The 22,167-nt window shown below is 28.7% G+C and carries 16 protein-coding genes and 1 riboswitch; of the genes, 13 read left to right on the top strand and 3 right to left on the bottom strand.

The features are described from left to right. The first annotated feature begins 130 nt into the window (after positions 1 to 130). Positions 131 to 3,349: a ligand-binding sensor domain-containing protein gene (locus tag OW763_RS01145; RefSeq protein ID WP_268039228.1), complete on the top strand. Its 3,219-nt coding sequence runs from the start codon at positions 131 to 133 to the stop codon at positions 3,347 to 3,349. A gap of 93 nt (positions 3,350 to 3,442) precedes the next feature. Here the strand turns inward: OW763_RS01145 and OW763_RS01140 are convergent, their stop codons facing one another. Further along, positions 3,443 to 4,267, bottom strand: a complete 825-nt coding sequence (locus OW763_RS01140; RefSeq protein WP_268039227.1) for an aldo/keto reductase — start codon at positions 4,265 to 4,267, stop codon at positions 3,443 to 3,445. Positions 4,268 to 4,556: 289 nt separating this feature from the next. Between OW763_RS01140 and OW763_RS01135 the strand changes: the two genes are divergently transcribed. Both OW763_RS01135 and tlp read left to right on the top strand, forming a co-directional pair. Then, entirely contained in the window at positions 4,557 to 5,237 is a 681-nt protein-coding gene (locus OW763_RS01135) for a pseudouridine synthase (RefSeq protein ID WP_268039226.1), read from the top strand. A 132-nt stretch (positions 5,238 to 5,369) separates the two neighbouring features. Continuing rightward, positions 5,370 to 5,597, top strand: a complete 228-nt coding sequence (gene tlp, locus OW763_RS01130; protein WP_268039225.1) for a small acid-soluble spore protein Tlp — start codon at positions 5,370 to 5,372, stop codon at positions 5,595 to 5,597. Between the two features lie 80 nt (positions 5,598 to 5,677). Here tlp and OW763_RS01125 read toward each other — a convergent pair whose 3' ends face one another. Further along, entirely contained in the window at positions 5,678 to 6,172 is a 495-nt protein-coding gene (locus OW763_RS01125) for a GNAT family N-acetyltransferase (RefSeq protein WP_268039224.1), read from the bottom strand. Between the two features lie 239 nt (positions 6,173 to 6,411). Next, positions 6,412 to 6,513, top strand: a riboswitch (purine riboswitch). A 123-nt stretch (positions 6,514 to 6,636) separates the two neighbouring features. Here OW763_RS01125 and OW763_RS01120 point away from each other — a divergent pair. The 4 genes from OW763_RS01120 (at position 6,637) to nagZ (ending at position 10,779) form a co-directional block, all read left to right on the top strand. Beyond that, positions 6,637 to 7,470 carry a 5'-methylthioadenosine/S-adenosylhomocysteine nucleosidase gene (locus OW763_RS01120; protein WP_268039223.1) on the top strand — a complete coding sequence of 278 codons (834 nt, stop codon included), beginning with the start codon at positions 6,637 to 6,639 and terminating at the stop codon, positions 7,468 to 7,470. Between the two features lie 157 nt (positions 7,471 to 7,627). Beyond that, positions 7,628 to 8,053, top strand: coding sequence for a GatB/YqeY domain-containing protein (locus OW763_RS01115; RefSeq protein ID WP_268039222.1), 426 nt, complete (start codon positions 7,628 to 7,630; stop codon positions 8,051 to 8,053). Between the two features lie 62 nt (positions 8,054 to 8,115). After that, positions 8,116 to 9,273, top strand: a complete 1,158-nt coding sequence (locus OW763_RS01110; RefSeq protein WP_268039221.1) for an amidohydrolase — start codon at positions 8,116 to 8,118, stop codon at positions 9,271 to 9,273. A 240-nt stretch (positions 9,274 to 9,513) separates the two neighbouring features. Then, positions 9,514 to 10,779 (top strand): beta-N-acetylhexosaminidase, encoded by a 1,266-nt coding sequence (gene nagZ, locus OW763_RS01105; RefSeq protein ID WP_268039220.1) that lies wholly within the window; start codon positions 9,514 to 9,516, stop codon positions 10,777 to 10,779. Positions 10,780 to 10,881: 102 nt separating this feature from the next. On the opposite strand, the gene OW763_RS01100 is transcribed toward nagZ, so the two are convergent. Further along, complete coding sequence (locus OW763_RS01100; protein ID WP_268039219.1) at positions 10,882 to 12,102, bottom strand: DEAD/DEAH box helicase; 1,221 nt, start codon at positions 12,100 to 12,102, stop codon at positions 10,882 to 10,884. 224 nt (positions 12,103 to 12,326) lie between these two features. Here OW763_RS01100 and OW763_RS01095 point away from each other — a divergent pair, with 224 nt between their 5' ends. The 6 genes from OW763_RS01095 (at position 12,327) to OW763_RS01070 (ending at position 22,166) form a co-directional block, all read left to right on the top strand. Next, complete coding sequence (locus OW763_RS01095; protein WP_268039218.1) at positions 12,327 to 12,911, top strand: NUDIX hydrolase; 585 nt, start codon at positions 12,327 to 12,329, stop codon at positions 12,909 to 12,911. A 222-nt stretch (positions 12,912 to 13,133) separates the two neighbouring features. Next, complete coding sequence (locus OW763_RS01090; protein ID WP_268039217.1) at positions 13,134 to 13,508, top strand: hypothetical protein; 375 nt, start codon at positions 13,134 to 13,136, stop codon at positions 13,506 to 13,508. A 59-nt stretch (positions 13,509 to 13,567) separates the two neighbouring features. Beyond that, on the top strand, positions 13,568 to 14,407 hold the full coding sequence (locus tag OW763_RS01085; RefSeq protein ID WP_268039216.1) for a hypothetical protein: 840 nt from the start codon (positions 13,568 to 13,570) through the stop codon (positions 14,405 to 14,407). Between the two features lie 206 nt (positions 14,408 to 14,613). Further along, positions 14,614 to 20,217, top strand: a complete 5,604-nt coding sequence (locus OW763_RS01080) for a carboxypeptidase regulatory-like domain-containing protein (RefSeq protein ID WP_268039215.1) — start codon at positions 14,614 to 14,616, stop codon at positions 20,215 to 20,217. Positions 20,218 to 20,406: 189 nt separating this feature from the next. Continuing rightward, positions 20,407 to 20,889 carry a MarR family winged helix-turn-helix transcriptional regulator gene (locus OW763_RS01075; protein WP_268039214.1) on the top strand — a complete coding sequence of 161 codons (483 nt, stop codon included), beginning with the start codon at positions 20,407 to 20,409 and terminating at the stop codon, positions 20,887 to 20,889. 44 nt (positions 20,890 to 20,933) lie between these two features. Beyond that, positions 20,934 to 22,166 carry an HlyD family secretion protein gene (locus tag OW763_RS01070; protein ID WP_268039213.1) on the top strand — a complete coding sequence of 411 codons (1,233 nt, stop codon included), beginning with the start codon at positions 20,934 to 20,936 and terminating at the stop codon, positions 22,164 to 22,166. The last annotated feature ends 1 nt before the right edge of the window (position 22,167 follow it).

The raw sequence follows: 22,167 nt of genomic DNA, 5'->3' as shown, positions 1-22,167 counted from the left end.
AGGATGTTATAATGTTATAATATTAAATAAGAATTTATGATGTTACTATATTATATTTTTATTCAATGACATTTATTAATTTGTAATAATATTTATAGGGGTATTAATTAGAGAAATAAGGTGGGTTATTATGAATATGCCAATAATCAGGAAAACTTTTATTGTTATAGTACTATTTTTTATATGCGTTACTTTTACAGCATATGGAAAGGAAATTAATGCTTATTTTGAACATATTAGTAGAAAGGAAGGTCTTCCCCAGGTATCAGTGAATGTAATTTCTCAGGATGAATTTGGATTTTTATGGTTTGGAACTCAAGGGGGATTGACTCGCTTTGATGGATATAAGTTTTGTACTTTTAAGAATGATGTGGATAATCAAAACTCACTTTCTGACAATTCGGTTTGGACAATTATTTTTGGTGATGATGGAATTATGTGGGTTGGAACAAATGGAGGTTTAAGTAAATTTGATAGAACAACAGAAACATTTACAAACTATAGATTTAATCCTAAAGAGAATACTACTCTAAGTGATAATAATGTTAGAACTCTTCTTTTAGATTCACAAGGAACTCTTTGGGTAGGAACTAGAAATGGTGGCTTAAACAGTTGTAAACTAGATAATAATGATAAAACAATTGTATTTAAAAGATATAAACATAATGAAAGCAATGTAAATAGTTTAAGTAATAATTATATTCGAGATTTATACGAAGATGATAAAGGACGTCTTTGGGTAGCTACTAACGGAGGTGGACTAGATTATATTAATTTGAAAAACAAAGAGGAAGGTTTTACTCACTTTAAATTTGACACAGAAAATCCAGAAAGTATTTCTAGTAATAATGTTCTTTCTATCTTTAAATCAAAGGATAGAGGTTTATTTATTGGAACCGATAATGGTTTAAATAGATTGAAAGAAAATGACAATGGTATTAGTTTTGAACATTTTAAGTATAAACTAGACAATCAAACTATTTTGCATAATGAATCTGTATCTTCTATGGTAGAAGATTCTCAAGGTAATCTTTGGATTGGATCTAATGGTGAAGGGCTTAGTAAAATGGATGAAAACTATGAATTTCAAAGTTTTATGCCACAAACTGGTGATGCACATAGCCTAAGCGGAAATGATGTAAGATCACTTTATTTTGATCAGCAGGGATTATTGTGGATTGGAACATATGGTAATGGTCTTAATAAGATGGACTACACAACGGAGAATTTTTCTATTCTTAAGCACAATGAAAATGATGATAAAAGTTTAAGTAGTGATATTGTTTTATCTGTACTTGAAGACCATAATGATACTCTTTGGATTGGTACATGGAATGGTGGAGTTAATAGATTAAAAAATAAGAAAACTGTTGATTTGAAATTTATTAATGATCCTCAAGATAAAACGAGTATAAGTGGTAATACTATTTGGACAATGGTAGAAGATAGAAGAGGCGATATGTGGTTTGGAACATGGAATGACGGGCTTAATCGATTAACAGCTGAAGAACGGCTTAAAAAAGATCCTAGATTTATACGATACAGTTATAATTCTAAGGATCCAAAAAGTCTTGGAAATAATTCAATTCTATCGATTTATGAAGATAGTCGAGGTATTCTGTGGATAGGAACATGGGGTGGAGGTTTAAATAGACTTGATCCTGATAATATCGAAAGAGGAGAAATTGAATTTAAAAAATATCTTTATGATCCTGAGAATAAACAAAGTATAGGAGATAATTTTATCAAAACAATTATGGAGGATCAATCCGGAAACATATGGGTAGGAACATGGGGTGGCGGTATGAGTATGCTTTCTTCAGAAGCAATACAAAGTGGCAAAAATGAATTTAAACGATATGAGAAATCATGGAATGATCCTAATACATTGAGTCATAACGATGTTACAGCAATTTATCAAGATTTTGAAGGCATTTTTTGGATAAGTACATATGGTGGTGGATTGAATTGTTTTAATCCTAAAACAGAACAATTTAAGTGCTATACAGAAAAAGACGGTCTTTCAAATCAGGAGTTATATGGAGTTGTTGAGGATAGCGAGGGCTTTTTATGGATAAGTACCAATTGTGGTATCAATAAATTTGATCCTGATAGTGAAACTTTTGAACAGTATGATGTTCGAGATGGTTTGCAGGGAAATGAATTTAACCAAAGTGCTTTTTTAAAAGGAGTGGATGGAGAACTGTATTTTGGTGGTGTTGAAGGACTTAGTATTTTTAATCCGCATGATATTGTGGAAAATAAATTTATACCGCCTGTTTATCTTACAGAATTTAGGATGATGCATAAGGCAGTAACAATTTCTGAATCAGGGATTCTTACGAAACCAATCTATAGGACAGATGAGATTACCTTAAACTATAATGATGCAACTTTTGGAATGACATTTTCTACACTTAATTATAGACAATCTGACAAAAACAATTTTGCTTATATGCTTGAAGGATTTGATAAAGAGTGGATAAAAGGTGATTATTTAACACGTAGTGCTCAATATACAAATGTTGATCCTGGCACATATATATTTCGAGTGAAAGCATCAAATGATGATGGTTTATGGAATACAAATGGTGTAAGTTTAAAAATAACAATCCTTCCTCCATGGTGGAAATTGTGGTGGGTTAGAGTTGGCGGAGTATTTTTTATTGGAAGCGTTTTATTAGCTGTATATTTTAGAAAGATTAGTTTGCTGAAAAAACAACAGATATATCTTGAAAGAGAAGTCCAATCAAGAACTGAGCAAATAATTCAACAGAAGAAGGAGATTTTACAAAAAAATGAAGTTCTTCTTGAAAATAATATATTGCTAAAAAAACAAGCAGAAGAACTAGAAAAACTAATAAGACAAGATCATTTAACTGGACTTCTTAACCGCAGAGGTTTTAAAGAAAAGGCTCAAGTAGAATGGCTTCGAGCTGCAGAAAATAATACAACTTTTGCTATTGTTATGGTAGATATAGATTATTTTAAAAGTGTAAATGATCAATATGGACATGATGCTGGAGATCTGGTTTTAGTAAATGTTGCTAATATGCTTAAGAATTCAGTTAGGAAAGTAGATTTTGTTGGAAGGTTTGGTGGCGAAGAGTTTATAATTTTGCTTAGTGAAATTGGAAAAGAAGAAGCTGTTATGATTGCTGAAGGAATACGAAAAGATATTGAAAATATGGTTGTAGAAAGTAACGAGTATTCTATTAAAATCACCTTAACTCAAGGTATAGATTTCTTTGAACAAGGTAAAACAATAGAACAGTGTATAAAATTTGCTGATAACGCTCTTTATAGAGGAAAAATAAGTGGAAGAAATAGAGTTGAAATTTGGAATTAATACTGCAAATGAGTTTGTGTAAATTCATAAATTCATTTGCAGATTTTTTTTCAATATATTTGAAAAGTTAGATGTTAAAGTTGAGCTTTTACCTTAGAAATCTATATTATCAGGGTCAGGACCAATTCGTACTCCTGTATTTAATTCAGAAATTCTTTTCATATCTTCATCTGATATTTCAAAGTCAAATATTTCTGAATTACTTTTAATCCTTTCAGATTTTATTGATTTTGGTATAGTTACAACTCCCATTTGTAGATCCCATCTTAAAGCTATTTGTGCAATAGATTTATTGTATTTTTGTGCAAGTTCTTTCATTAGAGGAAGTTCAAATATTTTACCTTGCATTAAAGGTCCCCATGCTGTCAATTGAATATTATTTTTCTTACAAAATTCTATTAATTCAGTTTGAGGAAATTGAGGGTGAAATTCAACTTGGTTAACCATAGGCATAATTTCAGCATCTTCCATTAATTCTTTAAGGTGATGTACTTTGAAATTAGAAACACCTATAGCTCTTACTCGACCCTCTTTATATAGTTTTTCTAATGCTTTCCAAGTTTCTTTAGTTAATTCTTTTGGCCAATGGATTAAATATAAATCCAAATAGTCTGTGTTGAGTTTATTTAGTGATTCATCAAATGCTCTTAAAGTTGATTCATAGCCTTGTTCTGAATTCCAAACTTTACTTACTAAGAATATTTCTTCTCTTTTTATTCCACTTTCTTTTATTGCTTGACCAACTCCAGCTTCATTGCCATAAATTGCAGCTGTATCAATATGGCTATAACCTATTTCTAAAGCTTTTTTAACAGCATCTACAATTTTATTTCCATCTTCTACCTTAAAAGTTCCAAATCCCAGCCAAGGCATTTTAACTTCATTATTAAGTACTGTACAATCTTTTATATTTTTCATTTATACATCTCCTTTAAACTAAGAATAATATATTACCATTTTTCATAGTGAATATTATTTTCATCATATATTTTAGTGTATCCATAATATAAAGCTTCCTATAGAAGTATCATCTTTTTAATTTTACGACTTTAGTATACCATTGTATAATTAATAATATAAGAGTGAACTTTTTGTAATATACTACCAAAAAGGTAAGTATAGGAGGGTTAATATGATTAAGAATAAAGTACAGGTAGATGAAAAGGGAAAATAAAATAGATATAAGCGAAAGGATAAAGATTTCAAAATGAGAATAAATAAACTTTTTAGTAATTTGGGATTGTGTTCAAGAAAAGAAACTAATAGACTTATTGAGGCAAATAGAGTAATAGTAAATGGGCAACTTTGTGAGCCGGGGCAATGGGTAAAAGAGGAGGATATTATCCTTGTTGATAATGAACCTATTCCAGTGAAAGATAAAATTTATATTGCATTAAATAAACCAGTAGGAATTACATGTACTGCAGCGAAGGACGTGAAAAGCAATATAATTAATTTTATGAATTATCCAGAATATATTTTTCCAGTTGGTAGATTGGACAAAGCATCCCAAGGGTTAATATTAATGACAAATGATGGGGATTTAGCAAATGAAATTTTAAAATCAGAAAATGAACATGAGAAAGAGTACATTGTAACTGTTAATAAACCTTTTGATGATTTTTTTATGAAAGGAATGTCTGAAGGTGTGGAAATTTGTGAAACTAGGACAAGACCTTGTAAAGTGAGTAGAATAAGTGAGGATACTTTTCGTATTATTCTTACGCAAGGACTTAATAAACAAATTCGCAGAATGAGCAAAACTTTTGGATATAAAGTTTTGCGACTAGAACGTATTCGAATTATCAATATAAAAACTGATGGCATAGATATTGGCAAGTGGCGTAATCTTACAGAGAAAGAGATAATAGAATTAAGGAATGTATAACAAAACATATTTTTATCCATAATAAAAAAGAAGATGTTTATCTACAAAAAAAATTGCATCTTTCAGATATTAATCCTTTAAAATAATGTTGCTTAATGAAGAAGTACAATAAAACAAAGGAGAGATAAAGTTATGAAAAATAAACAAGATGATAGAAGAGATAATGTAGATAAAATCCAATATAATATTAATAAGACTATTCAAAATTGTGAACTTGCTGAAGAAATGATTAGAAAAACAGATGATGAAAAAATGAAAAAAACATTAACAGAAAAAAATGAAAGAAGAGAAGAAGCACTTAATTCTATGAAAAGAGAAATTGAGGATGAAGCAAGAGATAAAAAAAACGGATATAAATAAAAATGGGACTACAAATGAGTTTGTGTGAATTCACAAACTCATTTGTAGTTTTTGAAGTTGTTTTTATTTTATTAATTTTACTATTTTAATTCAAGATACATATCATACCATTCAGCTCCACCGTGTATAGATTCAGATACACCTTCATTAATATAACCAAATTGTTTATAATATTCTATCAAGTGATTTTTACATGTAAGCAATACATTTTTTCGATCACTTTTTTTTGCTGATTCAATGAAATGCTTCATTAATTGTTTAGCATATCCTCTTTTTTGATATTTAGGATGAACATCAAGACCAAAGATTGCTATATTATCTCCATTAGGTATATGAAGACTCATAGTTTCAAAAAATTCATCTTGTATATGATTTTCGTTTGTTACTCCTCCATTAATAAATCCTATGATTTCATTGTTTAATTCAGCTACAAAAAAGCCTTCTGGAAAAACTGAAAATCTTTCTTTAAATACGTTTTTAGGAGCGGCTTCAGCAGCTGGAAAACAAGTAGCTTCTATTTCAGTAATACAATCTAACTCCTCTGGTAAAACATTTCTTATTTTTAAGTTATTCAATTAAATCTCCACCTTTTAAATATATATTAAATTTGAAATTGATTTTTTTTAAGAATTTTAAAATTAAAGATAATAACGTTACTATAACATATATTCAAATGAAAAATAAATATAGTATCTAAAATTAGTGAAAAAATGTTATTTGTATAATTAATTACAATAAAGGAACAAAATATAAATTTATATGTTGAAATGTGTAAATTTCTAGTGTATAATACATAATACAAACATTTTACAAATAAATATAAAAATTGTTCGCTTATATAAATTTAGCAATATGGGCTAAATGTTTCTACCAACTACCGTAAATAGTTTTGGCTATAAGTGTTTTATTGTCATACGTATATGACAAATAAACACCTTATGCTTGAATATAGATAAGGTGTTTCATTTTTATGTAAAACTAAAAAGCACTTATCCAAGAACTTAATATATTATTTTACATAAGAAAAGGAGATATGAATATGAAAAAAAGTTTTTTAGCATTAATTTTAGCAATTTTGATGACAGTTGCATTTATGGGGTGTACTAATCCTAAAACTCAAGAAGTCTCTAGACCAATTGTAATTCAAGGAGCAATGGATGTGGAAACACAAAAATTAATAACACAGTTGAAAAATGTTGAGGAAATAACATATGGAGGTTGGAAGTTTTGGAAGGGAACTATAGATGAATTTCCTGTAGTTGTTGCGAAAACAGAAATAGGTATGACAAATGCTGCAGCATCAACAGTATTAGCTATTGAAAAATTTAATCCTATAGCAATAATCAACCAAGGAACTTCTGGAGGACATGATCCTGCTTTGCATCGTTATGATATTGTCATAGGAAAAAAAGCTATTAATTTTGGATCGTTTAGATCTGAGCATAGTGACTATGGTAAAGGAATTAATTCTGAAGAATGGATTCCAATGGATATCAATGTAAGTATAAATGGTGAAATGAAGGAATTAAAAGATTTTGAAGGTGATGCTCAACTTATTAAAGCGGCTAAAAGTGTAGAAAAGCTATATAAAGAAGGTAAAGTAGTAGAAGGAATTATTGGTTCTGCTGATCAATGGAACCGTGAACTAGATAGAATCAAATGGATCAACAAACAATATGGAACATCAGTAGAAGAGATGGAAACAGCTTCATCTGCTCAGATTGCAAAAACATATAATGTGCCTTTTCTAGGAATTAGAATATTATCTAATAGTGAAGTGCATAATGAAGGTTATGATAGAAATTCAGGGGAATATTGTCAACAATTTGTTCTTGAAGTAATAAAAACATTAATTAAGGAATATTCAAAGTAAAAATTATAAAGCTTCCTAAGAACTTTGGAATTTAAGTTTTAGGAAGCTTTGATTTTGTGTATAATATTGGTATAATTTAAATATATAAAATATTCTAGAGAAAAGAGGTGAATAGTTAGTAGGTGAAATCTACTAACTATATATTATGTTGAAACAATTGTTAAAAAAAGATGAAATAGCAGCAATGAAGGCAAGAGATAAAGCAAAAGTAAGTATTTTGAGATTGGTAAGTGCTGATATTAAAGCATTTGAAGTTAATGAAAGAAAAGATATTTCTGATGAAGGTATTGTAAAAATAATAGAAAAGAATATAAAGCAAACAAAAGAAGCATTAGAATATGCTAAGCAATTAAATAGTGAAGAAAAAATAGCTGAAGGGAATTTTGCTATTGAAGTTTTAACTAAATATCTTCCAGAACAATTAAGTGAAGAGGAAGTAATGGGTATGTTAAAAGAAATTATATCTAATGGAAGTTATACAGCAAAAGATATGGGAAAAATAATGAAGGAAATTATGCCAAAAGTTAATGGTAAATTTGATAGATCAAAAGTCAATCCTATGGTGAAAAAGATACTCGGTTAATATACAATTGGTTTTTTAGAAATTTATTAAACGAATAATGTTTGAAATCTGGGGGGATGGGCATGGTTTTAATTAAAAATGCGAATATACATACTATGGCTAAAGAGAATTATGAAAATGGTATGATACTAATTAAAGATGGAAAAATAAAGGACATTGGAATTAATATTGATATTCCTGAAAATGTAGAAGTTATCGATATGAAAGGTAAGTTCATTATGCCAGGAATGATAGATGCACACTGCCACCTTGGTATGTGGGAAGATGGAATGGGTTTTGAAGGTGCTGATGGAAATGAAATTGTTGATCCAGTTACACCAGAGTTAAGAGCTATAGATGCTATAAATCCTATGGACATATGTTTTAAAGATGCTTTAGAAGGTGGAGTAACAACTGTAGCAACAGGTCCAGGAAGTGCAAATGTTATAGGCGGACAATTTGCAGTTATTAAAACTTGTGGTGATAGAATTGATGATATGATATTAGATGAGTGTGTGGCTATGAAGTGTGCCTTCGGAGAGAATCCTAAGAGGTGCTATAATGCTTTAAAGAAAAGTCCAAGTACAAGAATGGCAACAGCAGCCATCTTAAGAGAAAATTTGATTAAAGCACAAAAATACGTTAAAAAACAAGAAAAGGCAAATAATAAAGAAGATAAAGCGCCAGAATTTGATATGAAAATGGAGGCTCTTTCAAAGGTTATAAGAAAAGAAATACCGTTGAAAGCTCATGCGCACAGAGCAGATGATATTTTAACAGCTCTTAGAATCGCTAAGGAATTTGATGTTGATATTACACTAGATCATTGCACTGAAGGGCATCTTATAGGTGATTATCTAAAAGAAGGTTACCAAAAAGGAATTATAGTAGGACCAAGTCTATCTAACAGATCAAAGATAGAGCTTAAAAATCTTACTTTTGAAACACCAGGAATACTTAAAAATAAAGGAATTAAAGTTGCCATAATGACAGATCATCCTGTAATTCCACTACAATACCTACCAGTTTGTGCAGCTATTGCATCAAGAGAAGGATTAGATGAAAAAGAAGCGCTTAAAGCGATAACTATTAATCCTGCTGAAATCCTTGGAATAGATGACAAAGTAGGAAGTCTGGAAAAAGGTAAAGACGCAGATATAGTTGCTTTTACAGGACATCCATTTGATTTAAGAAGCAAAGTTGATATGGTAATTGTAAATGGAAAAATAGTCAAGAAATAAAATTAAGAAAAAATCTTAGTTTTGTAGATGTAAATTAATAATAAAATAACTTTATATACTATATGAAGTTATTAATATTTGCCATGAATGTAAAAACAGATTACAGTCATGGCTATTTTTATCTAATAATTTATCTTAAAATGTTATAATAAAAATAGAAATTTAACCAATGTTTACATAATTGATACAAAAATTGAATGATGTTATGGCATCTAAGAAAATTTTCAAGGAGAATACAAAATGAAACGAATATTGATTTTAATGATAATATTTTTAACAGGAATTATAGGATATAAAATGATATATATGAAAGATACTAATAACTTTCAAGAAGGTAAAACAAAAAAAATAATAGAAGAACAAAACAAAAAGGAAGTTAGTAATAAGGAGCATTTAGAAGAAAAGAAATTAAATGATATTATAGATAATTTATCTTTAGAAGAAAAATTGGGGCAAATGATAATTGTCGGATTTAATGGATATGAGATTAATTCTGGTTTGCGTCAGTTAGTAGAGGATTATAAAATAGGTGGGGTTATTTTATTTAAAAGAAATATACAAAATTCAAAACAACTTTTAAATTTAAATAACAGCATAAAATACATAAATTCAAAGAATAAGATACCGTTATTCATAACTGTTGATGAAGAAGGAGGAAGAATTACAAGATTACCTGAAGGTGCTACGAAATTTCCTTCAAATAAAGTTATAGGGAAGGTAAATGACAAAAAAGTATCATATGAAATAGGTAAAGTGATAGGAACAGAATTAAAAGCTTTTGGCTTTAACATGAATTTTGCACCTGTATTAGATATATACAGTAATCCTAAAAACAAGGTCATAGGAGATAGATCTTTTGGAATTGATCCTAAAATAGTTAGCACATTAGGAGTTGCGACTATGAAGGGGTTACAAGATGCAAATATTATTTCAGTAGTAAAGCATTTTCCAGGTCATGGAGATACTAATATAGATTCCCATATAGGATTACCAATTGTAAATTACGATAAACAAAGACTTGATAAATTTGAATTGATTCCTTTTAAAAATGCAATTGATGAGGGGGTAGATGTAGTAATGACTGCTCATATTGTTTTACCTCAAATTGATATTAGCAAAAGACCAGCTACCTTATCTAAAAAAGTATTAACAGGTATTTTAAGAAATGAATTGAAGTTTAATGGAGTTATAATTACAGATGATATGGAAATGGATGCTATTGACAAGAACTATATTATTAAAAATGCAGCAATAGAATCTATAAAAGCAGGAGCAGATGTTATTTTAGTGTGCCATACTCTAAAAAAACAAATTGAAGTATTACAAAGCTTAAAAGATGCAGTGAATTGTGGACAAATAAGTATGAATAGAATCGATGAAAGTGTAAGACGGATTATTAAATTAAAAGAAAAATATGTTTTAAGTGATGTTCCTAATAAAGAATCAGGATTAGAAGTAATAGGAAGTGAAGAACATAAAGAAATTTTAAATAAATTATATAAATAAGGGTATGTCTCAAAATAGATTTTATATACAATATAATGGTTTGTAATCTAAAAATCACGCAACATAGTGTGGCTTTTTTATTTTGAGACAGCCCTCAAATATTTATTTGGATTTTTTAAAATTATTTTTTTTATTTGAATTTGAGTTCCTATTATTGTTATTTGTACCATCTGGCTTTACTTTGTCTGCGTCTAAAAGAGTTCCTTTAAATACTTTCTTTGCTTTAATTTTTATATTAAAATCTTTTTCGTATTTTCTAATTAAGGATATTTCTTTTTGTGTAACTATAGAAATAGCAATACCTAATTCCCCAGATCTACCAGTTCTACCTACTCTATGTAGATATTCCGTTGATTTTTCAGGTAAATCTAAATTAAATATGTGAGTTACACCTTTTATGTCCAGGCCTCTAGCAGCTACATCGGAAGCTATTAAAACTTGATATTTTCCACTTCTAAAACCATTTAATGCTTTTTTTCGATCTTCTTTTTCAGCAGCACCATATAGTGCATATGCTTTTATTTTGTGGTGTTGAAGTTTTGAGGTAGTTATATCAATTTCATCACTTTTATTTAGAAATACAATAGCTTTTTCAGGTTTTATTGCAGCTATTAATTTTCTTAAAATTTCTATTTTATCTCTTTGTTCTGTACAAATATACATATGATTAATGTCTGGATTTACCATTTTTTTATCTTTGATTTTTATAACTTCTGCTTCTTTCATTAAAGTTTTTGCTATGTTTATGGTGTTTTCATTTATAGTAGCTGAAAATACCATTAATTGTCTATCTCTCATTGTAGTTTTTATAACATCTTTTACTGAATTTAAATTATTTTTATCTAAAAGTTTGTCACCTTCATCTATAACAATAGTTTTAATAGTGTGAGCACTTATTTTTTTCTTCTTTATAAGTTGAAGGATTCTACCTGTTGAACCTACAATTATATGAGGCTTTTGTTTTAATTTTTCGATTTGTCTTTTTACATTAACTTCACCTATTATAGTAGTAGAAGTTATATTTGCTCCAGAATTTTCTGACAAAAGTTTGATTTGTCTATCTATTTGCATAACTAATTCATGAGTAGGGGCTAATATAATAGCTTGCATTTCTTTTTTTTCACTATTTATCTTTTGAAATATCGGTAGTAAATAGGCTAATGTTTTTCCACTTCCTGTTTCTGACTGACCTATTATATCTTTATTTTCTAATGCTAAAGGTATTGATTTTGATTGAATATCTGTAGGCGCATTTATACCTTCTTTTTTTAATCCTTCTATTAGATTTGAATTTAATTCTAACTTATCAAATGAAATTAGCATATTTATCTCCTTTATAATTTGACTGTGTTTGTGAACAATTTAAAATTATTTTTACAGTAAAAACTTCTATAATTTTATACTGAGTATCTAGTTTTGTCAATTAGAGCTTTTATTATTTGCTGGTCATAAAATAATATTACTTTCCTTAGTTTAGTGAAAAAACAGAAAATTTGATATATAATATAAAATTGAAGTGCCTATAAATTTATATTGGAGTTGATAATATGGCTAAAACAAAAGTAAATCATATTAATGTATTGGCAGATACAAAATATTTAAAGCTATATGATGCAGAATATTTAAATAAGAATGGGGAAGTTAAAAATTGGTCTATAGCTTCAAGAAAAGATTTAGATGCAGTTAACAATAAATTTTTTAATGGAGCAGAGGATGATATAGACGCTGTTATAATAGCATCTATTCATATAGAAGAGAATAAGTTAGTGCTTATAAAACAATTTAGAGTACCTATTAATGATTATGTATATGAGCTTCCAGCTGGACTTATAGATAGTGGAGAAGATTTTGAAACTACTGTAAAGCGTGAGTTAAAGGAAGAAACAGGACTTGATTTAATCCAAATTGATTACAACAAGAGCAAAAAAAAGGCATATGTATCAACAGGTATGACAGATGAGTGTGCGGCATTAGTCTATTGTACTTGTTCAGGAAAAATATCAAAAGACTACTTAGAACCAGATGAGGATATTGAAGCTATGCTATTATCTAAAGAACAAGCTAAAGAATTGATTAATTCTGATAAAAAAATAGATATTAAAGCATTGATGGCTATACAAAATTATATTTAACAATAAAACTTCCTAAGAATTTTGAAATTTAAATTCTTAGGAAGTTTTATTTATATTTAAAAAATATGTAAAATATATTTTTAAAAAAGTATAAGTTTTTATAAAGATTACTTTTGTATTAAACTTATTAAGTTTGTCAATTTTAATGAAGAAAAAAATATACATGTTTTTCTGTGAAGAATAGAATATTAGTGAACATTATTTTAACAAGGAGTACTAATTATGAATCAAAGATATGATTCAAACAAAATATTTATCAGATACATGCCAGGATTCCATGAGTATATGTTTCAAGATATGTTTTACAGTCCATGGATGAACTTTAATGAGAAAAAGTTTCAAAAACGAATAGATAAAAGCAGACAGAAATATGATTTGTCTAAAATTGATTTTAACTATTTGTATGATTACTTATACAAAGAATACCCTGAAACTATTAAATACTTAGGTGGTAATAAAACAGAGTTTTTAAAGTTATTTGATAAGGCTGTAAAATATATACCAAAACAAAATCAAAAATCTATGCTTTATATAAGAGAACTTGCAGAGTGGAATTATAATAATATTTTATTAGTAAAGAAAACCAAATTAAAGTGAAAAAGTTAATTGAAAGATTAAAAAAATCTGAGTTTGCCCGTATTAATGGTGACCCTACAATGAGTTATTATCATAAATTAAATAATTTTCAAATTCATAAAAATAATATTATCTATGCACAATCAGAAAACAATAAGAATTACAATGAAATACAGCATATTAAGAGTAATAACAAAGAAATTGCATTAGCAGGTGCTCTTATTATAGCAACTATTCCATTTGTTTTAGAATTATTAAAAGCAACAGGAATAATTGTAGCAACTACAGTAGGTAGTGCTACAATAGTTTTTATTCTTACAGTAATGGCTATATTAGCAGTATATTTGGCTACAGACAAAGAAGTAATTAAACCAACAAAAATAGAAGTTAATAATACAACAAAAATCTATAATATTAATCAGTATCAACTAAATATATTGATTAAAAATGAACTGAATTACACTGAATTTTATAATATATATTTAAAAAATGATGATTATACACCAAGCGATGATTTTCCAGAACTTATAGGTACAAGTGCATATGTAACAGGAAATGCGCCGGTTTCACAGTTTAATGAAAAATATTTTTCTTTTAAGGGTAGTGTAAATTTATATAGTGATGGAACTATTGCGTTTGTAGATGACTTAAAAGTTCATAAAGCAGCTAAATGGTATTGGAAATCCTTTAACTTAAATGTTAGGCTTACTTCTTTTAAAACCGAAGAATTAAAATATTCAAAAAAATTAAGGCTTACTATACATTACAACTATATATTTGATGGAATAAACTATGATGACAAACCTATTCATTGGACAGGAGAATCAAAAACATCCATAGATTTTTTACCAGAAAAACTTCAAAAGAATGCTGTTATAAAATTAAAAAAAGACTCTGAGTGGAATTACGATAAAATTTAAATATAAAGATAAATTTCACATAACCAAAAAACATAAAGGTAATCCTTTTAAAATTATAACAATATATACTATGGCTGAAATTAGATTTATGTTATCTACTAACAAATGTTAATAAGAGCACATCACTAAACAAAATAGTCAGAATATAATATAAATAGGATTTTATAAATATATTAGTATACGAAAATAGTAAAAGAGGTGATGGTGTGGCTATTTCACCATTAGATTTTAATGTGAATATATCTCCTAAGCCTGCTGGTGCAGTTATAGGTATGAATGAAAGTGTTAAGTTTTATTTTTCTAATATTAACAATACTCAAAGAGGATATAACTTATCAGTAGAAGTTATTTTGCCTGATGGTATATCTTTTCAGGACAGTTCTATTATACCTACTAGTATCAAAGAAGATGAAAATGGAAAAATAACAATAAGTTGGGTTAATATTAAGGATTTAGCTCCTAATGAAACGAATTTTAATATACAAATAACATTAAAAGCAGATGAATTTTTTAGAGAAACTGGAGAAGTTGTGCCTTTTGATATATCATTAGAAAGCATAATATTAAAAGGTGCTGTTGATACTTTACCAAGAGGAGATTTTGATTCTGGAAATGAAAAGATTATAAAAGATGTGTTAACAAGTTTTATTCCTCGTAGATATGATTTAATAAATTCAGCTCCTGGTAAAATGCCAAAGGGAGCAGGAAATATTTTACTAGAAATATCTCCTGGATGGATATATGAATATAAATTAACAGTAATTAATAATATTATTAGTGAATCATTAGTTACATTAATAGATAATCTTCCTAATGGAGTAAGATATTTAGGAGAACTAAATGTTATTGGACCTGATGTTGATATTTTATCAAGTCCTCAAATAATAATTCCTGAAGGTAACCCAGAGTGTCAGGATTTTGTAACGTTGGACTGGGGAGAAATTAATTTATCTCAAAATTCCATTAATGTAATTACTTTCAAAGCAGCGATTTGGGATAATTATACGGAAAATTGTATTGAAAATAGTGGTAATAGAATATCACATTTAACTCCATTAAAAAGTGATGCTGTATTAGATGGAGAATCGGGACCTGTTGAAGACTCAATAGTTACTAATGCTATGGATGCCGTAATAAATAAAGGCGTAGGTAATAAAATAACGGATGTAGGAAAAATAAACAACTATACTTTATCTTATAAAATAAATCAATATGATGATGTTGGGTCTTTTGTCATAAATGATATTATTAGCGATGGTCAAAGTTATAATACTGATTCAGCATCAATAGTACCAAATAATATTTTAAATAACTTAGATGGAACTACGGAAGTAGAATGGAATTTAGGAATTTTAGAAGTTAGTAGTAGTGGTTCTATTACGTTTTCAACAAGAGTAAATGAATTTTATTCTGGAGAAAATTCAGTATGTGCAAGGGATAATCTATCTAATAATGTAAGTATTGAAGGTATTAATCAAACTATAACTACAGAAACACCAGATAGTTCATCAGTAAGCATTACAATAAAACAACCAATTATAAAGAAGGAAATACTAAATTATTATTATAAGGATGGAACAGTAAAGGATATTAAAAAAGCATCTCCAGGTGATGAAGTGGAGTTTAAGATAACTTATAGCTCAGAGGGGATTTTAGCTTCTCAAAAGGAAATAGAAATAGACGAGTATGCACCATTAAATATGGGACCTTTAAGTGAAGAGTTATATGTTACTTATGGTGGTAATTTAGGAGAGGCATTTACACCAGTGACAGTATCACCAAATGGATTAAGATGGACATTAGGAACAATATCAGGAAACAGTTTGTGGACTGCAACTTTTAAAATAATTGTTCAAAATCTTGATTTTGTTGGATTTAAAAGTAATTTGGCTAAGCTTGCTGGTGAAAATACTGAAGGACTTGGATACAGTGATAGAGAGCAAGTATCCGTAGAATTTGGAGAACCCAATATTCAATTAGTTAAAGAAGTGAATGGACCTAGTATTAATGCTGTAAAACCAGAAGAAACGTACACCTATTCAATAACTGTTACAAATGTTCAAGATTTAGAGAAATCTGTTGTAGATGCATTTGAAATGAATTTAACAGATAATATTCCTGAAGGATTAACTTATGCAGACAATTTGAGTGCTAGTGGAAGTGGAAGTTTTGATGATCCTTCTTTTGATGGAGAAAATGTATCAATGCTCATTAGAAAGCTATCACCTAATGAAAGTGTTACATTAAGCTTTGATGTAAATGTAGATTCAGATTTAGGTAGTGGAGAAGAATTTATAAATACTGCTGTGCTTCAAAGACCTTATTCACAACCAGATAGATCATATCAATATCCAGGTGAAGCTTTTATTGCAAGCAGTACATTAAAATCTGAAAAGATTGTTTTAGAGAAAAATAGTAATCCATTAGAAACTAAAATAGGAGATGTGGTAAGTTATTCTTTAAATATAACAATACCAAAGGGAACGATTGGATATAACATCCAAGTTACTGATACTTTACCAAATACAACTCAATTGTTTATTGAAGGAAGCGCAAAAAAAGATGGAGAAGCAATTGAACCAATTGTAAATGAAGGTGTTATAAAGTTTTCAACAATACCTTATGTTGATGCTGTATCAGATAGTGTTACCATTGTATATACTTTTGATATTAGGGTAACTAATGGTCAGCATATTCAACCATATATAGATTCTCAAATTAATAATGCTTTAGTTAATTGGAGTATAGATGAAGCAGGAACAAGGACTTTAACTGTTAATGAGAGTGTTGCGCTAGAAGTAAAAATGCCTAATTTAATTGGTATTAAGGAACAAAGAAATTTTACCAAAGAAGGCAGCTTCACCACAAAAAATATGCAATATGAGATTGGAGATATTATAGAATATAAAATCTCTATATCTAATAATGGATCTGAAAAAGCATATAATGCTATTGTTACTGAAGTATTAAGTCCATTCTTACAATATGATGAAGGCTCATTGATTTCATCAATTGGTACAGCAAATGAAGTGGATGGAATTATTACTTGGTATATTGAAGAATTAGATATTACTCAAGAAGCTGTATTAACTTTCAAAGTTGTTTCTTTACCTGGAATTGCAGCAGGAGACAATATAACTAATAAAGCTTCATTTATATATAGTACTAATAATAATGGGTTTGAGGTAACCTATGGAGATAATAACACAAACAGTGTGAAATTAAGAGTACCTAAAGTTAATATTATTAAGCAGTCTTCTATAACGCAGGGAGTATTAGGTGATGAGATAATATATACAATAACTGCGATAGTACCTCAAGGTACAATTGCATATACACCATTAATTAAAGATGAGCTGCCTGCTAATCAATCATATATTGGTCCATCAACAAGAGAAGAACCACCAGATTCTGCTGTAGAAATTACTCCTACTATAAATGAGCAAACCATTGAATTCCCAATTAACTCTGATATAGACGCATCTTATGAAGTTAAAACTATTATATATACATTTACAACAAGAATTATAAATACAATAGATATTCCACCATACGAAGAAATTCAAACAAATACTAGTAAAGTGCAATGGGCGATTAATAGTGGTGAGAGCTTATCTAAGTACAAGGAAGATTTTTTAGATATAGTTGTAAAAACTCCTCATATAGCAATATTAAAGGAACAAAGAAATGTATCGATAGGAGGTAGTTTTAGTACAAATGCGATTTATGATGCAGCAGCCGAAGATATTATAGAATATAGAATTATTATTACAAATGATGGTACTAGTGCTGCATATAATGTTGTTACATCTGATAAATTGGATTCAGGTTTTACCTACACAGGAGTTAGAATACCATTTCCAGAAGGAGAGGTAGTATCCTCCGTACCAGAAGGAAATCCAGATGGTACTATTACTTGGACAGAAGAATTGTTGGAAATAGGAGTTTCCAAAGTTTTAATCTTTGCAGTAAGGATTAATTCAGGATTAAATGCTGGCAAAGAAATATTTAATGAAGCTTCTGCTGAATTTGACACTTCACAAATTAATCCTATTACATTAGGACCTGTTCTGTCTAATAAGGTAAATTTAAATTTAGTTTTACCTAAAATTTTAAAAAGTGTAGACCGTAATGCTGTATTAGTTGGAGATATAGTAAACTATATGATAGAAGTTACTATTCCAAGAAAAATGACAGCATATAATATTCAAGTATCAGATGTTTTACTTCCTAATCAAAGTTATGTTCCTGATAGCTTAAAAAGAAATGGAGATTATATAATTCCATCTCAAGAATTGGCATTCCCATATGAGGGAACAATAAGTTCAGGTAACCAAAAAACTACAATAATATATACTTTTCAAGCATCAATAAATTCTGTAAATGTAAGTCCTGAAGATGCACAAGTAAATATATCTAAGTTAAATTGGAATGTTGAAGAAGGTGGAACTGCTGGATCAACTCAAATTGATAGTGAAACAGTTTATGTAACGGATAGTAATATAGTAATTTCAAAGTCTCAAAAGAATTTTACTAAAGATGAAGAAGGAGAATTTACTACAGAAAATATAGAAGCATTAGTTGGGGATGTTATTTACTACAAATTAATTGTTTCAAACCCAAGTAATACTAATACTCTATTTAATGTTAATATTACAGATGATTTAGATTTAAGGGTGTCATATAATGGAATGATCGTTATTCCAGATGTTGGAGAAATATTTCATTCGGGAGATTTTACTGGTGGAATTATTACGTGGACAATAGATTCTATTCCACCATCAACAAGTTATACTGCTGTTATTTCCATTAATATACGATTTAGTGAAAATGTAAATAGAATTATATCAAATAATGTTAAAGTTTTATTTAGTGTTATTGATGAAGTAACAGCAGTTGTTTTTGGTCCTATACAATCCAATATGGTAGATATGCTGCTTCCATATATTTCATCAGAAGAATTTGTGTTAGGTCAATCAGAAAAGACTGAAATTGTTACAGTTGGAGAAGAAAAAAGGTTGGATTTACAGTTAACAGACAATCCTTATTTGAGTAAAGCTTCTATTATAGGATATGTTACTGATTTAAATGGAAATCCAATACAAGATGCACTAGTTAAAATTTTAAATAATTTGAAAAATCCTTTATATCATGCATTAACAGATGATAAAGGAAAGTATTATATAACAGATATAGTGCCTCAATCTGAGCTATATATCTATTCAGTAAAAAAAGAATATTTGTTATGTGGACCTATAATTATTTCATTAGCACCAGGGCAAACTGCAAATGTAAATTTAAAATTAAATTCAGATTTGGCGTTTAATAAATCAACAATAACAGGACATGTGGTTGATATAAATGATAACCCAATTGAGAATTTAATAGTAAGGTTATTGAAGATAGAAAATGAACAAGAAACAGAAATATCCACAACATCTACAAATGAATTCGGACAATATGTATTTATAAACCTTGATGTAGAAAATTATACAATAAGAATAACAGGTATGGGATATGAAGTTAATGTTATAGAAATATCTATAATTGAAGAAGGTTCAATTATAAATATTAATACTACTATGCAAATAGCACCACAAACATCTAATGGAACTGTAAATGGGCAAATAAAAGATTCACAAGGAAGTTCGATAGAAGGAGCAGTTGTTATTTTATATAAAGTTATAGGAACGGAAGAAGATCCAATTTTAATACCAGTAAGATATACAAGAACTATAGAAAATGGAAGCTATTTGTTTGGAAATGTGCCTAAAGGTAGGTATATTGTAAAAGCAAATAAAGAAAAATAGAATAAGAAATTTTTATGATAAGTAAAAAAATAAAGGGTAATGTGTTATATGAAGAGCACTATCCTTTATTTTTTATGTTTTTTTAGCTAAAAGGTAGTTGACAAATATAGTACATATGTTTACTATATATATGTGTACTATAAACATATATACATTATATGTATTTACTAAAATGGAGGTGGATAAGCGTTGAAGAATATTGAGAATTTAGTAAATGCTTATGATTGGCTTGACGATGTCTCGACAAGAATAATGGGTAATTTTATTAAAACAACATTTTTAATAGATAAGATTTTTGATATGTATTATAAAAAAATCGGTTTATCAAAAACTCAATTCCAGTGCTTGTATTTAGTTTATTTAGTTGGTGATGAAGGAATTGCGTTATCTGAACTTGGAAGCAGAATGTGTGTTACAAAAGCAAATATGACTTCTTTAGTAGATAGAATGCAGTCTAAAGGGCTTATTTATCGTGTTAATAATCCTGAAGATAGAAGAAGTATAAAAACCATGATTACAAAAGAGGGGAAAAAAGTATTAAATGAAGTATTACCTGAATATAAGAAGTTTTCTTCTGAAATTATGATGTTTTTAACAATAGAAGAGAAACAAATGACAAACGATATATTAGAAAAAATTCAAAAGTATTTAATTGATGTTAATTTTAAATAAAAATAAAATATTATAATGAATTAATTACAGGGAGGATCTTACATATGAAAAGCGTAAACAAAGCTATTATTTCTGCAATGATTATTTCCACTACTTTTACAGGGTGTGGTGTTTCTTCATTAAGTGTAACAGGAGACAACTTAATACAATCTAAAGATCAAAACCTTGTTGTACAAGGACAAGTAGAAACTGATGAAACTACTATTAATACAAAAGTTCCAGGTAATATAATAGAGGTTAAAGTATCAGAAGGAGATAAAGTTAAAAAGGGTGATGTATTAATTCGTATAGCAAACGATGCAATGCTAGCTAAAAAAGCTCAAGCAGATGCAGCTGCAGCGGCAGCAACAGGACAGATGAAGGCAGCAGAAGCAGCTAAAAATGCAGCTATGGCACAATCAGAAAAAGCAGAAAATGGTGCTAAAGCGGAAGTTATAGCAAAAGCAAAAGCAGCATATGATTTTGTACAGGAAGCGCATAAATTTGCTAAGGATTCTTATGAAAGAGTACATGCTTTATATGAGCAAGGAATAGCTACACAGCAACAGGACGAGGAAGCTTCAACAAAATTAAAGGAAGTTGCTATGAAGGTGGAAATAGCTAAACAAACATATGATGAAGCATTAAATGGTGCTAGAGAAGAGGATAAGCTTGCAGCAAAAGCTTTGGTTTCTAAAGCTGATTCGATGATTCAAGCTGCAAAAGGACAAGTGCTTCAAGCACAAGCAGCTTCAAAAGAGGTTTCCACATATATTGCTGATTCAGTGATTACTGCGCCAACAGATGGAGTTGTTACTACAGTTAATCCAAAGGTAGGAGAACTTGTTTCTACAGGAATGCCTTTAATTACAATTTCAAAAACAAGTAATTTGTGGCTTGAAGTTAAGGTTCCAGAAACAGAGCTTTCTATGGTTTCTGTAGGTAAAAAGGTTAATGTTAAATTACTTGCTTATAAAGATGAAAGCTTTGAAGGAGAAATTGTAAGAGTTAATAAAAAACCTGATTTTGCAACTAAGAGAGCAACAAATGATAATGGTCAATATGATATTTTATCTTATGGGGTTAAAATAAAATTCTCTAAAATGGACAAAGAATTATATCCTGGAATGACAGCGTTAGTTGATTTTGGTAATAAAGAAGATGCTAAGAAGGAAGATTCTAAAAAAGAAGAAATTAACCAGGAAAATAAATCCGATGCTAAAGGAGAAGTTAAAGAAGATACTAAACAAAAAACTGAAGAACAGACTAAACAAGACGTTAAGAAAGCTGGGAAATAGT

The sequence above is a fragment of the Clostridium aestuarii genome (genome assembly GCF_026735135.1).
Classification (GTDB): Bacteria; Bacillota; Clostridia; order Clostridiales; family Clostridiaceae; genus Clostridium_H; species Clostridium_H aestuarii.
The sequence above is the reverse complement of the archived record's forward strand: the minus strand, read 5'-3'. Positions and strand labels throughout refer to the sequence as shown.